The organism is Sphingobacterium sp. UBA2480 (assembly GCF_002341965.1).
Taxonomy (GTDB): Bacteria; Bacteroidota; Bacteroidia; order Sphingobacteriales; family Sphingobacteriaceae; genus Sphingobacterium; species Sphingobacterium multivorum.
This window is the reverse complement of record NZ_DDPA01000002.1, coordinates 206,033-222,959: the sequence shown is the minus strand read 5'-3', so window position 1 is coordinate 222,959 and position 16,927 is coordinate 206,033. Positions and strand designations below refer to the sequence as shown.

General features: G+C 41.5%; 10 protein-coding genes. 5 read left to right on the top strand and 5 right to left on the bottom strand.

The genetic code is table 11. From position 1 onward, the window contains the following. Positions 1 to 23: 23 nt before the first annotated feature. Positions 24 to 4,538: a glutamate synthase large subunit gene (gene gltB, locus B3600_RS05230; protein WP_046674106.1), complete on the top strand. Its 4,515-nt coding sequence runs from the start codon at positions 24 to 26 to the stop codon at positions 4,536 to 4,538. 17 nt (positions 4,539 to 4,555) lie between these two features. Then, complete coding sequence (locus B3600_RS05225) at positions 4,556 to 6,016, top strand: glutamate synthase subunit beta (protein WP_070560674.1); 1,461 nt, start codon at positions 4,556 to 4,558, stop codon at positions 6,014 to 6,016. Positions 6,017 to 6,164: 148 nt separating this feature from the next. Here B3600_RS05225 and B3600_RS05220 read toward each other — a convergent pair whose 3' ends face one another. After that, on the bottom strand, positions 6,165 to 7,454 hold the full coding sequence (locus tag B3600_RS05220; protein WP_286752323.1) for an esterase-like activity of phytase family protein: 1,290 nt from the start codon (positions 7,452 to 7,454) through the stop codon (positions 6,165 to 6,167). Positions 7,455 to 7,801: 347 nt separating this feature from the next. Between B3600_RS05220 and B3600_RS05215 the strand changes: the two genes are divergently transcribed. Continuing rightward, the gene (locus B3600_RS05215) at positions 7,802 to 10,840 is read left to right on the top strand and encodes a VIT domain-containing protein (protein WP_286752322.1); all 3,039 of its coding nucleotides are present in this window, start codon (positions 7,802 to 7,804) and stop codon (positions 10,838 to 10,840) included. Between the two features lie 140 nt (positions 10,841 to 10,980). Here the strand turns inward: B3600_RS05215 and B3600_RS05210 are convergent, their stop codons facing one another. From B3600_RS05210 to tgt, 3 genes are all read right to left on the bottom strand, one after another. Further along, positions 10,981 to 11,892: a DMT family transporter gene (locus B3600_RS05210; RefSeq protein ID WP_286752321.1), complete on the bottom strand. Its 912-nt coding sequence runs from the start codon at positions 11,890 to 11,892 to the stop codon at positions 10,981 to 10,983. A 96-nt stretch (positions 11,893 to 11,988) separates the two neighbouring features. After that, positions 11,989 to 13,065: an LptF/LptG family permease gene (locus B3600_RS05205; RefSeq protein ID WP_046674188.1), complete on the bottom strand. Its 1,077-nt coding sequence runs from the start codon at positions 13,063 to 13,065 to the stop codon at positions 11,989 to 11,991. A gap of 27 nt (positions 13,066 to 13,092) precedes the next feature. Continuing rightward, on the bottom strand, positions 13,093 to 14,223 hold the full coding sequence (gene tgt / locus B3600_RS05200) for a tRNA guanosine(34) transglycosylase Tgt (protein ID WP_070560679.1): 1,131 nt from the start codon (positions 14,221 to 14,223) through the stop codon (positions 13,093 to 13,095). Positions 14,224 to 14,499: 276 nt separating this feature from the next. Between tgt and B3600_RS05195 the strand changes: the two genes are divergently transcribed. Next, on the top strand, positions 14,500 to 15,642 hold the full coding sequence (locus B3600_RS05195; RefSeq protein ID WP_115047238.1) for a glycosyltransferase: 1,143 nt from the start codon (positions 14,500 to 14,502) through the stop codon (positions 15,640 to 15,642). Positions 15,643 to 15,664: 22 nt separating this feature from the next. After that, entirely contained in the window at positions 15,665 to 16,300 is a 636-nt protein-coding gene (gene rsmG / locus B3600_RS05190; RefSeq protein ID WP_112373803.1) for a 16S rRNA (guanine(527)-N(7))-methyltransferase RsmG, read from the top strand. Here the strand turns inward: rsmG and B3600_RS05185 are convergent, their stop codons facing one another. Next, positions 16,301 to 16,891 carry a hypothetical protein gene (locus B3600_RS05185; RefSeq protein WP_070560685.1) on the bottom strand — a complete coding sequence of 197 codons (591 nt, stop codon included), beginning with the start codon at positions 16,889 to 16,891 and terminating at the stop codon, positions 16,301 to 16,303. Between the last annotated feature and the right edge of the window lie 36 nt (positions 16,892 to 16,927).

The following is a 16,927-nucleotide window of genomic DNA, read 5'->3' as shown; positions in this document are numbered from 1 at the left end:
TGTATAATATTTGAAAAGGAAAGATGATTCAACAAAGACCGAAAACGGAGGGCCTCTACGACCCTAATTTTGAGCATGACGCCTGTGGGGTAGGCTTTGTCGCCCATATCAAAGGGAATAAATCACACGCACAAGTAAAAGATGCATTAACCATGTTGGAGAATATGGAGCACCGTGGTGCTTGTGGCTGTGACCCAGAAAGCGGTGATGGAGCGGGTATCATGATCCAGCTTCCCCATGAATTTTTATGGGAAGAATGTATCAACTTGGGTATACAATTGGAAGAGCCAGGTTATTATGGCACAGGTATGGTCTTTCTTCCAAAAGAAGAAGACATGAACAAAATATGTCGGGATTTGATTGAGGAAGCGGCAGCAGAAAGGGGTATGAAATTCCTTGGCTACCGTCCAGTACCAGTCAATCGTGAAGGTATTGGACCAACAGCGCTCAGTGCAGAACCTGAAATAGTCCAATTTTTTGTTAGCAGACCGGACGGCGTTTCAAACACTGAAGAATTTGAACGCAAACTTTTTGTACTACGTCGCCTGATCATTCAAAAAGTTAAACAACAACAAGAATACCCTCTCCCCCTTTACTTTGCATCGCTTTCTTGCAAAACAATTATTTACAAAGGTCAATTAACAACATACCAGGTCGGAACTTATTATCTTGATTTACGCGATCCTCGTGTGGTATCTGCTTTTGGCTTAGTTCACTCGCGCTTTTCCACCAATACTTTTCCTTCATGGTCCCTCGCTCAGCCATTCCGTATGCTGGCACACAATGGCGAGATCAATACATTGACAGGTAACCTGAATTGGTTTTACGCAGGTATGCGCGCTTTATCATCGCCGTATTTTACGGAAGAAGAGATGGAAATCTTACTTCCTATTGTTGACCGTGGTCAATCAGATTCTGCCTGCCTTGACAATGTAGCCGAACTTCTTTTACATAGCGGACGTAGTCTCACCCATGTGATGTTGATGTTGGTCCCTGAGGCTTGGGATGGCAATACGCAAATGGATCCTTTAAAACGTGCTTTCTACGAATATCACGCAACCTTGATGGAGCCTTGGGATGGTCCTGCAGCACTCTGCTTCACCGATGGCAAGCATATTGGTGCTACATTAGACCGCAACGGCTTACGCCCGCTACGTTATGCCGTAACCTCAGACGACCGCGTCGTTGTTGCTTCTGAAGCAGGGGCACTTCCGATCGAGGAGTCTACCATCATCAAAAAAGGCCGTCAACAAGCAGGCAAGATTTTCCTTGTCGACATGGAACAAGGCCGTATCCTCACCGATAACGAAGTAAAAGATCAATTGATCAACCAACAGCCTTATAGTGATTGGTTGGACAACTATAAAATTAAGCTAGAAGAACTGGAAGAACCTCGTGTAACCTACACCTATCTTTCCAAAGATTCTGTTTTCAAATATCAAAAGACATTTGGTTTCTCCCGCGAGGATCTAGAAACCATCCTGACCCCAATGGCATTGACAGGATACGAACCAACAGGCTCCATGGGGTCCGATGTTCCGCTAGCCATTCTTTCCGATCAACCACAGCATATTTCAAGTTATTTTAAGCAATTTTTTGCCCAAGTAACCAACCCACCGATCGATCCGATTCGCGAACGCTTGGTCATGAGTTTAGCAACATTTATCGGTAACGCAGGCAATATCCTAATCGAAGACAAGAAATTCTGTCACTGTGTAACCTTACCGCATCCGATCCTGACCTCCAAAGAACTGGAGAAATTGCGTTCGATCGATACAGGATTGTTCCAAGCAAAAACCATCCAGTCTTACTTCCGCTCAGATGGTAAACCTGGATCATTGGAAGCCGGTCTGGAACGCTTGTGCCGCTATGCGGATGATGCTGTACGTGATGGTTTTGAAGTACTCATTCTTTCGGATCGTGCGATTGACTCCAAACATGCAGCTATACCTTCATTACTTGCTGTTTCGGCAGTACATCACCACTTGATCAAAACAGGTAATCGTGGTGCTGTAGGCCTAGTGGTCGAAGCCGGTGATGCTTGGGAAGTACACCATTTTGCCTGCCTATTGGCATTCGGTGCCACAGCGATCAATCCTTATATGGCCTTGGCAAGTATCCGTACCATGAAGGAACAAAACACCTTGGATACCGAACTGACTTGGCCTGAACTATCCAAAAATTACGTCAAAGCCGTTAACAATGGTTTGTTGAAAATTTTCTCCAAAATGGGGATCTCCACATTGCAATCCTACCACGGTGCACAGATCTTTGAGGTACTTGGTATTGACAAGTCTGTTGTCGATAAATTCTTTTGCGGAGCTGTCTCACGTATCGGCGGTATGACCTTGGATGATCTGGCTAAAGAAGCTCTTTCAAAACATTGGCGCGGATTTGAAAAAAGCCGTACTCCACAAAATCTATTGCCAGAAGGCGGTATTTATCAATGGAAGCGTCGTGGTGAAGGCCACCTTTGGAATCCAGACACGATTCACCTATTGCAACAAGCCTGTCGCACTGGAGATTATGCGACCTATAAAAAATACGCGCAGAAAATCAATGAGCAAAAAGAACACATGTTTACCCTTCGCGGATTGTTGGACTTTGCAAAACATCGCAATTCTATTCCATTGGAGCAAGTAGAACCTGCTAGTGAAATTCTAAAACGTTTCGCAACCGGCGCGATGTCTTTTGGATCAATTTCCCACGAAGCGCATAGCACCCTTGCCATCGCCATGAACCGCATCGGCGCAAAATCGAACACCGGTGAAGGCGGCGAAGATGAATTGCGTTATCAACCGCTTCCAAATGGAGATTCTATGCGCTCGGCAATAAAACAGGTAGCCTCGGCTCGTTTTGGTGTTACGTCCAACTATCTGACACAAGCAGACGAACTACAAATCAAAATGGCGCAAGGTGCCAAACCGGGAGAAGGAGGTCAATTACCTGGCCCCAAAGTGGATGCCTGGATAGCAAAAACCAGACACTCTACACCGGGTGTCGGTCTAATTTCACCACCACCCCATCACGATATTTACTCCATCGAAGATTTAGCGCAGCTGATCTTTGACCTAAAGAATGCTAACCGTCAAGCAAGAATCAACGTAAAGTTGGTCTCTAAAGCGGGTGTTGGTACCATTGCTGCCGGAGTGGCGAAGGCCCATGCCGACGTGATTCTTATCGCAGGTTTTGATGGTGGTACAGGTGCATCCCCGATCAGTTCAATCAAACACGCTGGATTGCCTTGGGAATTAGGGCTTGCAGAAGCGCATCAGACACTTGTTAAAAACAAATTGCGCAGTCGCGTTGTGTTGCAGGCGGACGGTCAGGTAAAAACAGGTCGTGACATCATCATCGCCACACTATTGGGCGCTGAGGAATGGGGCGTATCTACAGCAGCATTGGTTGCCGGTGGCTGTATCATGATGCGTAAATGCCACTTGAATACATGCCCTGTAGGTGTTGCAACGCAAGATCCAGAACTGCGTAAATTATTCTCTGGAAAACCAGAAGATATTGTCAACTTATTTACCTTCCTAGCAGAGGAAGTCCGTGAAACGATGGCTTATCTTGGCTTCCGCACCATCAACGAGATGGTCGGGCGGGCTCAGTTCTTAAAGAAACGGGAAAATATAGACCATTGGAAAGCTAAGAAAATTGATTTCACAGACATTCTACATGTGGAACGCAACGAGCCTGGACAATCGTTATACAATACCGAAGAGCAGGATCACGGTATGGCCATGATTTTGGATTGGGGCTTATTAAAACAATCCAAGTTGGCTTTAGAAAGCAAAACGCCTGTATTTGGCACATTTAAAGTAAAAAACACAGACCGTACCATCGGAACCATGCTGTCCAATGAAATTTCAAAACTTTATGGTTCAGAAGGTCTTCCAGACAATACCATCAATTTCAAATTTGAAGGTTCTGCCGGACAGAGTTTTGGTGCATTTTCAACGAAAGGTCTTTCATTTGAATTACAAGGTGAAGCCAATGACTATGTTGGAAAAGGACTATCAGGAGCTCAGTTAGCCATCTATCCAGTTGCAGAAAGTGCTCTAGTACCGGAAGATAATATCATTATTGGCAACGTTGCACTATTTGGAGCAACATCTGGGCATCTATTCGTCAACGGACAGGCCGGTGAACGCTTCGCCGTCCGTAACTCTGGTGCAACAGCTGTAGTTGAAGGTGTTGGTGACCATGGCTGTGAGTACATGACAGGGGGGCGTGCGCTGATCTTGGGTGCTACAGGTCGTAACTTTGCTGCCGGAATGAGCGGTGGTATTGCGTGGATCTACGACATTAATGAAGATTTCCGCGAAAACTGTAATCAGGAAATGGTCGATCTGGATCCATTGGAAAGTGAAGACGAAACCGCAATTATCGCCTTACTGAAACGTCATATCTTGCTCACCAATAGCCGTAGAGCAGATTTCATACTACAAAATTGGTCAAGAGAAAAAAATAAATTCATTAAGGTATTCCCGAGAGAATACAAAAATGTCATTCGTCAAAAATTAGTTGAAGCATAATATAGGAAGCACAGATCATGGGAAAAATTACAGGTTTTAAAGAATTTGAGCGCGTGCTTCCAACAAAAGAAGCTGTGGAAGGTCGCGTACAGCACTATAAAGAATTCAATAAAGGGTATTCTGAGAACGAGCTCAATAAGCAGGCCGCGCGCTGCATGGACTGCGGTATTCCATTTTGTCATTCAGGTTGTCCACTGGGCAATGTCATCCCTGAATTTAACGATGCCGTATACGATGGAAAATGGGAAGAGGCCTATCAGATTTTGTCCTCCACCAATAACTTCCCTGAATTTACAGGTAGAATATGTCCGGCACCATGCGAATCAGCCTGTGTACTTGGTATACATAGTACTCCGATCACTATCGAGGAGATCGAAAAACATATTATCGAGATTGCTTTTAAAAAGGGTTATGTCAAAGCACATAAAAGTTATTTAAAAACAGGCAAACGCGTCGCCGTCGTGGGCTCCGGTCCAGCCGGACTAGCGGCTGCTGCTCAGCTCAATAAAGCAGGACACGATGTTGTTGTTTTCGAACGTGATGATCAGGTTGGAGGATTACTCCGCTACGGTATTCCGGATTTTAAATTAGAAAAATCGGTGATCGATCGCCGTGTCAATCTCCTGAAAGAATCGGGAATAGAATTCAAGGTGAATACAGAAGTTGGCAAAGACATCAGCTTTTATGAATTAAAAGCTTATGATGCTGTTATATTGGCAACAGGCTCTACCGTTCCATGGCACATGCAATTACCAGGGCATGAAGCTAAAGGCATACATTTTGCCATGGACTTTCTGACCCAGCAAAATAAAGAAGTAAGTGGAATTGCTATCGAACAAGACCGCATCCTGGCAACAGACAAACATGTTGTTGTCATCGGTGATGGTGATACCGGATCAGACTGTATTGGTACATCCAATCGTCATCGTGCAAAAAGTATCACACAGATTGCCCGCAAACCTACACCTTCTAAACAACGTCTAAAGAACAATCCTTGGCCAATGGACAAGCTCACATTCGGAACCTCCTCTTCTCAGGAAGAAGGCTGTGAAAGACTTTGGGCTACAGAAACGCAAGAATTTGTTAAAGATGAAGATGGCCATATCAAAGCTATAAAAATCAAAGAGGTTCAATACGAAGTTGATGAATTTGGAAAAAGAACCCGCTTAGGAGAATCCGAGATCCGTGAAATACCAGCAGACCTCGTCTTATTGGCTATTGGTTATCAACACACTGAACATACGCTCCTAGAACAATTGGGTGTACGTGTCGATGAAAAAGGAAATATCCTTGCAAATGATAAAGACTACCAAACGACAATTGATAATATCTTCACTGCTGGAGATTGCCGTAAAGGCCAGTCGCTTGTTGTTTGGGCCATCTCTGAAGGACGCGAATGTGCTCGAAAAGTAGACGAATACTTAATGGGGTATTCAGAGCTTGAAAGCAAGGACTTCCTGGCAACAATAAATGCTTAAAAGAAGGAAGTTCTCAATAGAGAGATCATACCAGTGATATGCTAAGCTACGTTTAGACTTCGTAACAAGGATAAAAGCTTGGACAGCACAAAACATAAAAAGGTCCGTTGAGAATTCAACGGACCTTTTTATAATTAATAGTTAGTCACTATTTCAATGGATCCTTAAGTTTAACAAAATAAATACTGTTTTTGTCTACGGTCTTTATATAAGGTAATATTTTCGTCGCATAAAAACCTTTTCCCGTTACCCCAAAATCATCATCATTACATACCGCGATCAGAGATGGATTAATGACAGCCAGGCCCTCAGCTTTATCATGCGGATACAATTCCTTGATATCCGTCATTAAATCGGCGACCAATGTCTTATTGACTGGTTTAATATTATATTTTGCCAATGTAGCCGCGTCTTTGAGTTCCTCCACAGTTTTACCATCAAATAATTTCCCCGTTGCCGTATTATTCGCATCTGAGATATCTGTTGCGCCAGAAAGATCTATTTTATAAATCTTCTTAAATACAGTAGAACGAGTTGTTTCTGTCGCGTATTCCCCGTCACGTTCCAATACAATAAATGTTGAATTGCTCACGGCAGCGATTTCACTTACTGCCTGCAAATCGGTACGCTCCATCATATAGACATATTGTTTCGTGACGCCGCTCGCAATATCCAGCGTAACAATACGGATTGCCAATGAATTTTTAATCGCATCTTTAGATGGATTATAAAGTGGAAATTGCATAATTCCGACCAGTGTTTTACCATCTGGTGTAAGCGTCAATCCTTCCATTCCACGATTAGGACGACGTTTGGCAAATACCAAAGGCAACTTTTTACCCGTAGACCACGGATTGATCCGCTCTATTTCCTTTCCCGAAGCGTCAAAATGAACGATATGTGGTCCGTATTCGTCACTGACCCACCAAGAACCATCCGCCGCTCTCGCTAGTCCCTCTGAATCGATTCCATCCTCACTTTTCCCTAGATCATTACCATCAACCCCCAATGCTTTTTCCCCAGAACCACCTTTCCCTTCTGGATTTGGTAGACCATTCAATTTCACACCATCTTTATTTTTCAATTCGATAAAAGATTCCAATGTTAGCGTATTGTCTTTTAATCTGAATTTACCGATCTGCGGTGTAAATGTTGGCGAAGCAAATACTTTACTATCATTTTCCGTCCCATCAATATTTGGTCCCCTATCCGTTAAAAGATAAAATATAGATTTATCAGTAGGATCTTGAGCCATCGATGATCCATAACCCCCATTATACACTTTTACCCCATTAACATCAATCAATACTTTGGGATCTGTTGCTATGGCCTTTTCGGGATAGGTCAGTTCAATCGGATCAGTAATCTGCGATACGTCATCTTTACTACATGAAGCACATAATAGGGCCAACGCCAATACACTGTATATTTTTTTCATCTGTCTAAATTTTTCAAATAATGCTTACTGTTATCCATATTCCGGACACGTTCAACTAGTTAAATTTCATCCTTATCGTCTTGCTTAGGCTATAACACAGCAGGTTTTGTCTACACAATCCATGCGCAGTGGGCAACCCAACGGTATTGCAAACATAAAAGCCAAATATTAGCCAATGATTAACATAAGTTTAAATAAACTGCATCAACCGTAAAAAACACGGTATAAAAATTAATTATCCTCGATTATGGAATTTTGAATTTCCCGGCATCACTACAAGAATAAATAGCTAATTGTGCAGCGAATTAACAGTATATTCTCTGCCCTCACCTACTAAAAATAGAAAGATGAAAAAGATCATAGTTGCCCTTTGCATAATTTTGGTATTTTCCAATGTGGATACGAAATCTCAGATCAGAACTACACGCGAAATACCAAGCTTAAAAATTAAAGATGGCGATGGCCAGCAAAACAAGGTGATATTGGCAGACCTAAAAATAGCTGTCGTCATATTCGGAAATATAGCCAAAACGACGATGACAATGGTCTTTGATAACAAGACCAACCGCGATCTCGAGGGCGAACTGACATTCCCTATGCCCGAAGGTGTCTCCGTGAGCGGCTACGCCTTAGATATCAACGGCAAATTACGACAAGCAGTTCCAGTCGATAAGAATAAAGGAACCGAAGTATTTGAAAGTATAGAAACACGCCGCATTGATCCGGGTTTATTGGAAAAAGTCGAAGGAAATAATTTCCGAACTCGAATTTACCCTTTACCAGCGAATGGGAAGCGTACCGTTCAGATTAGCTATTCAGAAAATCTGACCACAACATCGGATCAGGCTCGGTACTACCATCTACCCTTAAACTATAGTTCCCCCATTGAAAACTTCGCATTGGATATTCATGTCTTTCAAAATACCGATAAGCCAGATTTCACCGAGAAACCAGACGGTTCTTTGGCTTTCTCACAGCATAACAGCAATTACACAGCTTCTTTACATAAACAACAGTTTAAATCCCAGCGAAATTTAGTTCTTCAACTGCCGACAGGCAACAAGGAAGCATCTGGCCTATTTCAGGAAAATGGGGATAAAAGCTTCTACTTTCTTGCCAATGTAACGGCAAACGCGACAAAATCTACTCAAAAAAAATGGGGGCACAGTATTGGAATTATATGGGACCGCTCGCTCAGCAGTAAAAATAGAGATATAGAAAAGGAACTCGCCCTATTAGATCTCTTTTTTAAAGAAAACCCCAATATGACTGTCGATCTCGGCTTATTGGATATCCGCTTTGTAAAAGGTCATACGTTTCAGGTACGACAAGGTAATTGGAATGATCTCAAAAACTACATCAAAGGAATTGACTACGATGGCGGCACAGACTATAGTCAAATAAAAACCGGTGTAATACAGGCCAACAATTACCTGCTGTTTAGCGATGGCCTTTCTACATTTGGTCAAAGTAAAATCAACCTTGACAATCCAGTTTATTGCATTACTTCGTCCAATGGATCGGACTACGGTGTCCTAAAACAAATTTCCCAGAAACATCTTGGAAAGATGATCAATTTAGCCAATACCTCAACAACTGAAGCGTACCATAAGCTAAATACGATAGACCTTATTTACCTGGGGATAAAAGAAAAAAATGATTTTGAGGAAGTTTATCCTCAAAAAGGCACGCCAGTACAAGCCAATTTTTCTCTCGCAGGCGTAGGGAAACGCCCGGGATTAAAGCAGATCACCGTACTTGTAGGAGATGGGCAACAAGCACCGCAAGAGATTAGTATAGCGCTACAGCCTGACCATGGTGAAATTGACCTACAGCAGATCTGGGCACAAAAGAAAATTGAAGCGTTGGATCTTCAATACGAAGACAATCGTGAAGAAATTGAAACGCTTGGCAAACAGTTCGGTATTGTTACCCGAAATACCAGCCTGATTGTACTGGAAACCACAGAAGATTACGTACGTTATGCAATAACTCCGCCCGCCGAATTGCTTTCCGAATTCAATCGGCTCATCAAAGAAGAACATATAGAAAAGGAAGAACGTGTAGCAGACTTGTTGGATCAGGCTCAAGACATTACCAAACAGCTTCAGTCCTGGTGGAATACCGATTTTCAGCAAAAAAAGAAATACCCAACGCGTAAAAAATTGATTTCCATCCCTGAACTTGCTGTTGCCGAAGAAATGGCTACCGGAGTTGCTCCTGTTACACCTATACCGTCGCGTCCTTCAGCTAGCCCTGCCGCGACATCACGAGCCGAAGAACTCAGGTCATCAGCTCCCGCTAGCGAAAAAAGAGTGTCAGCCGAAGGCAATTCAAATACCGCCAAAGCTGTTACCAGTGAATTGGCGATGGCGGCATCTGATGATGTTCTTCAGGATTTCGCTGTTGTTCAATCCTTAGAAGAACGCGTAGCTGGCATACAAACGACAAGCAGCATCAACAGCATACATGGAAAAATAAGCATCCCTGAAATTAAAGAAGACCAAGCCTATTTACAGGACCTTAATCAATCCAAAGATCCTTACAAAAGCTATCTCCAACTTCGGAATCAGTATATGGGAACGCCAACTTTTTATTTCGATGTCGCAAACTTCTTTTTCAAAAGAGGAGATCACAACAAAGCCTTACTCATCTTAAGCGCACTTGCAGACTTACAAATTGAAAATGCAGATCTCTACAAAACCATTTCCTATAAGTTACGGGAATGGGGAGATTACGACAATGCACTGTTCATTACTGCTAAGGTATTAAAATGGCGTCCCATGGATCCACAAAGCCACCGCGATTATGCCCTCGTTTTACAAGACAAAGGTATGTTCAAGGAGGCGCTAGAACAATTATATGGGATTTTGACCCAGAGCTACTCCCCAGAAGCAGCCGATCGCGATGATGGTATTGAAGAAACATTGGTCATGGAAATCAATAATCTCATTAAAGCAAACAAAGCTGCAAGCTCCAAAGTTGCCGTGAACAAAAAATTGATTGCTGACCTACCCGTCGACATGCGTGTTGTCATTAATTGGAATTCACGAAACACCGATATCGACCTTTGGGTAACTGATCCAAATCAAGAAAAATGCTTCTATAGTAATCCTGCCACAGCCATTGGGGGCCGACTCAGCAATGACTTTACTGGTGGCTATGGCCCTGAACAATTTCTATTAAAAAAAGCTTTAAAAGGAAAATACAAAATTGAAGTTGACTTCTATAACGATGATTCCCTTACTTTAGCAGGACCTGCAGCAGTCATGGCCGAAATTTATACCTACTATAGCAGTGGCAAGCAAGAACGAAAAATCGTTACGATCTATCTTGACCGCAATAAAGAGCGCAATATTGGGATTGGCGAATTTTCATTCCAGTAGTTGAGCAGAGACAGAAGGTGTTCAAAAAAACAAATCAAACCCTTTGAAAATTAGCTCTATGAAATGATGCTTTAGGGGGACTGGTATAAAACCACATGAAATCGGGGCTATCCAAAAAGATTGGATAGCCCCGATTTCAATTAATGCAATTTACGGACAACCAGCTCCTTTTGCCTATGCTCTAATTTAGTTTTTACATAAGGGTAAGTGAACACTGCTCCCAAAACGATACAAGCGCCAAGATAAAACCCGCCGCTCATGGTCTCCTTTTGTCCAAATATCAACATCGCCAACAAAATACCATAAACAGGTTCCAGATTTGTTGTCAGCGCAACAGTAAAAGCAGATAATTCCTTCATGACAGCAACCCCCATAACATAGGCCACCGCCGTACAAACCACACCTAACAACAGCAGATAAATTAAATCTTGCTGTCCCAATTTCATTTCAGCATTGAAATCTCCTGTAAACAACATCAATATGCTGATCCAGAAGCATGCCCCCATCATCTCATAGAACGTAATCAAGGTCGGGCTCGATTTTTTAACCATGCGCGCATTGGCGATAGAAAATATACTCGCGCAAAACGCACAGCCGAGCCCCGCCAATAGACCAACGAGGTAATGTGTTTCAAAAGAAAAGATTGTATAAATACCGATGATAATGACCAAACCAACAACAATATCCAACAGCGCAATACGCTTTTTATTCACAATAGGCTCCAATATTGCCGTAAATAAAGTCACCGAGGATAGCGTGACCAATGTCACCGATACGGTAGATACTTTAATTGAATAAAAAAATAATACCCAATGCAGCCCAACAACGGCCCCCACCATAAAAAACTGGAGAAATTGTTTCCTCGAAACTACAATAGACTGTTTGGTTACCAAGAAATAGATCAACAGCGCGATAGACGCTATTGCAACACGATACCACACTAAATGAAGGGCAGATACGGAAATCAAGCTACCCAAGATTCCGGTAAATCCCCAAATAAGTATTGTTAAATGCAGAATTAGAATATTCCGATTTAATTGAATTTTAGTCATATTCTCTAGAATACATTTGTATAGAAATGATGAGCAATACCTATTATTTCCCTTTATAAGGCAGGCTCACTGAAGTTATTGAAAACTAACAAAAAATTACTTTGGCGCTTTTATCGCCAGGTATAGTGCTACCAAAAAGAAGGTAACATTCGGAATTAATACGGCTATCAACGGTGGCAGTCCCCCTTTCAAAGAAAACATAGTCGCAAACTGTATAAATACGATATACGTAAAACTTAGCGCGATACCAATACCAAGACTCAATCCTATCCCCCCACGCACTTTCTTGGACGACAGTGCCACACCCATCAAGGTCAATACAAAAGCTGAAAATGGATATACGTAACGCTTGTATTTCTCCAGTAATAAATCGTTCATGACTCCGGTTCCCCTGATCTCCTCCTTATGGATACGAATATTTAATTCGCGTGTATCCATGGCGGTAAACATATTATCACGTACCTCAAAATCAGAAGGTTTCATATCCAAGGTTGTGTCTTTAACAGCTCCTTTGTCCATGCGTTCATGTAGTCCATTGATAATACGATTGGTATACCCTTCGATCTTCCATTTTGTCGCCACCGAGTCCCACGTAATACGATCAGCCATCATTTTCTCCTTAAGGGTATCCCCTTTGAAAATTTCAAGTACAAATCCGTAGCCTGTTTTGGTAGAATTATCAAAGTTGTCTATATAAACATAGCTGTTTTTGTCCAGTTGCATATGGGTAGAAACCCTCGAGTTATCCTTAGGTGGCTTTACATAGATATTTTCAAAATCAACCTTCATCTTATTGGTCTTCGGAATAATAAAGATGTTAAATACCAAAGAAATGGCAAAGATTAGGGTTGCAGCGATCATGTAGGGACGAAGCAAACGGTTAAAGCTATACCCAGCACTTAGAATCGGGACAATTTCAGTTTGGTCTGCCATCTTTGAGGTAAAGAAAATAACCGCAATAAAGTTGATCAGCGGACAAAGAAAATTTAGGTAAAAGGGAATAAACCCTGCATAATACTCAAAAATAATCTTATCGAGGGGAGCATGATATTTTAAAAAATCATCCAATCGTTCGGACACGTCAAAAACCACCATGACAACAGTAAATATTGCCATAGTGAATAAAAAAGTACTTAGATACTTTTTGATGATGTAACGATCGATTAACGACAGCATTTTTTTAACTTGAGCTATTTAGTTTTACAAACGTTGATCCAATATTTTCACCATTTTGTTTTTCCAATCGTAGAAAGTTCCATCAATGATTCGCTCCCTAGCCTGATTCACCAACCAAAGGTAAAAATGTAAATTATGTAAAGAAGCAATTTGTGCTCCAAGAATTTCCTGCGATTTAATCAAATGTCTTAGATAAGCTTTCGAATAAAATTGATCTGCCTGCAGATCACTCTCCGCTTCTATTGGTGAAAAATCATCTTTCCACTTTTCATTTTTGATATTGATAATACCATTTTGCGTGAAAAGCATACCATTTCTAGCATTACGGGTTGGCATAACGCAATCGAACATATCCACCCCTAAAGCAATATTTTCAAGGATATTTACCGGTGTACCTACCCCCATGAGATAACGTGGCTTGTCATGTGGTAAGATATCACAGACAACTTCGGTCATCGCATACATTTCTTCCGCCGGTTCGCCTACCGACAATCCACCAATCGCATTTCCTTCGCGGTTAAACGAAGCGATAGTCTCCGCAGATTTTATTCTTAAATCTTTGTAAACAGATCCTTGAACGATTGGAAACAAAGTCTGGTCATATCCATAAAGCGGATCTGTACTATCAAAACGATCCACACAGCGTTTCAGCCAACGATGGGTCATATCCAAAGAACGACGTGCATACCCATAATCACATGGATAAGGCGTACACTCGTCAAATGCCATAATGATATCCGCACCGATAATACGTTGTGTATCCATGACATTCTCTGGTGTAAATAGATGTTTTGATCCATCAATATGGGAACGAAAGGTAACCCCTTCTTCTTTGATTTTACGTACTTCGGTCAACGAATACACCTGATAACCACCGGAATCCGTTAAAATAGGTCGATCCCAACCATTAAATTTATGCAGCCCGCCCGCCTTATTCAACACATTCAATCCTGGACGTAAATAGAGATGGTACGTATTACCCAGAATAATCTGCGCTTCAATATCGTTCTTCAATTCATGTTGATGAATTGCTTTCACTGTACCTGCCGTACCAACAGGCATAAAAATAGGTGTTTGAATGGGACCGTGTGCAGTTTCGACAACACCTGCACGTGCTTTTGACAATTTATCTTGTGCTTGTAGCGTAAATTTCATTAATATTTTTCCTCTGAGACTATTTCTATTTTAAAGGATGATTTGCCATGGACATGGCGATATCGGCATTTGGAGCAAAAAAAATAAAAACTCATTTTCAGTCAGTTGTAACTTAAAAAGTCGTTATAGCTTTTCTAATTTTCACCCAAGCTCGGATTCATCCCTAGAATACGTTGCAAAAATACTATAAAAAGATTTGCAAACAGGATGTTTCAAAAATAAATTATCATTTTTCCCCTATAAAAAAGTTGCGGAAAGCACTTATCTTTGTGAGCTATGCTTGACCTTCACGTATTTTTGGCCAATCTTCCATATATTGCTTTCGGAGTATTGGGTCTTTTCCTCTTGATACAATTGTACTACATCTTATTTGTATATAGCAAATTGAGTGGTTATCAAATTGAAACTGTACAAGAAGGAACTGAATTCCCACCGCTGTCCGTTATTATTTGTGCACACAATGAACAGGATAATATTCGGGAATTCCTCCCGAGTGTACTGAATCAAGACTATCCCAATTTTGAAGTCATTGTGGTCAATGACTTTTCGACTGACAATACGCCCTGGATATTGCATGAGTTCGAAGCAAAATACCCCCATTTAAAGATTGTGGATATCAAAGAGCATATTCGCTTGAAACATGGTAAAAAGTTTGCCGTTAGTATGGGTATCAAAGCGTCAAAGCACCAGACACTGGTGTTTACTGACGCAGATTGTGCACCACAATCCGATCAATGGCTCAAAGAAATTGCAGCTGCCTTCAGACCAGAAACAGAAATTGTACTTGGCTATTCTCCTTATTTTAAGCAAAAAAGCTTGCTAAATCTATTGATTCGATTTGAAACCAGCCATACGGCCATGAGTTACTTTGCCTATGCACTAAAGGGAGATGCCTATATGGGAGTAGGACGCAATATGGCTTACAAAAAAGACCTTTTCTTTCGTAACAAAGGTTTTGCAGCCCATATGCATATTAAGTCTGGCGATGATGATCTTTTTGTCAACCAAAATGCAAATCCGACCAACGTTAACATTGCACTGGCAGCCGAATCCATTGTCTATTCGGAACCCAAAGCGACCTGGAGGAGCTATTACAAGCAAAAAGCAAGACACTCAGGAGCCTCTACCATTTACAAAAAGCGACATCAGCGCATGCTGGGCACGCAGCTGGTATCAGCCGTCCTTTTTTATGTCGCCCTTATCGCAACAGCAATTGCCTTTCCAATGTACTGGTATGTTCCTGTTACAGCCTACCTCCTAAGGCTGATTGCACAATGGATAATATTTGCCAACATCTATAAAAAACTAGAAGTAAAGGAACTCATTTGGTGGCTACCTTTGGTAGACTTCATCTACTATTTCTATATTTGCATCAATGGCATGTTCAGCAGAAAAAAGAAAAAAATAAGCTGGAAATAATTCACTTTTAAAACATTAAGCTTTGAATCCAACAGTTGATATCATCTATAAGTATTTTCCAAAATTAACGGATATTCAAAAAGAACAGTTTGCAAAACTTGCCGACCTCTATACATTTTGGAATAGCCAAATCAATGTCATTTCACGTAAGGACATAGATAGCCTCTACCTGCACCATGTGTTACACTCGCTAGGTATCGCTAAATTTGTTCAAGAGCTCACGCCAGGAACACAAATTTTGGACGTGGGAACCGGCGGGGGCTTTCCAGGTATCCCAATGGCCATTATGTTTCCTGAAGTCAAATTCCATTTGGTCGATTCTATCGGCAAAAAAATAAAAGTCGTACGCGAAGTTGCTGCAGGACTGGGTCTCCAAAATGTTGAAGCAGATCATATCCGCGCAGAACAACTCGACGACAAGTACGATTTTGTGATATCACGAGCTGTGACAAGACTTGGAGAATTTACGCCTTGGATACAGAATAAATTCGCAAAAAAAGATAAAAACGGTATTCCTAATGGAATTCTTTACTTGAAAGGCGGAGATCTCACCGAAGAGATCAAAGAATCTAAGCTCAAAGCAGAATTACACCCGCTTTCCAGTTACTTTAAAGAAGACTTCTTTGATACAAAATACCTGGTATACGTACCTATGTAGTTAAAGTTTGGCATTACCCATAGGAAATTGAAGTCGCCTATGGATAATGTCTACAGAATCCAGGTAGTTCGTTAAACACAGATGGATATAAGCAATCTTCTCATACCGATCATTCTCACGAAGCCACTTTAAGGAAGGCTCATAGTATATTCTAAATTTGCGCAGAGAATCTCCCGACAACTTACTGTATTCCTGAGTCAGCGGATACCATTCCTCGCGAATCAGATCCTGTTGGTATTCTTTTTCAAACTGACGTTGAAGCTTCCGCGAATTTCGTCCCTTTCGACTGAATTTATTGTAAAGCTTGTTCAGATTGACCGCAATTCCTCCCTGGTGAGGCAAGGTCACCATATTTTTCGTATCACCCCAGAAAAAGATCGACTTATACTCCTCCTTTTTTTCTTCCCATTTATCCGCTGCTGATTTACGCTTGATCGAAACAGTATCCAAACGTAAAGTATCTTTTTGACTGCCTTTTTTCGCAATGGTATCCTGATGATAAAATTCCGTTGGATAGGCAAAAAGCCCCTGCCTATTAAATGAGAAATAGACACAGAAAAATAATAAAGATAGAAACCCAATACGAACCATATTTATAATTGACAAACTAAAATAACCAACTATAAA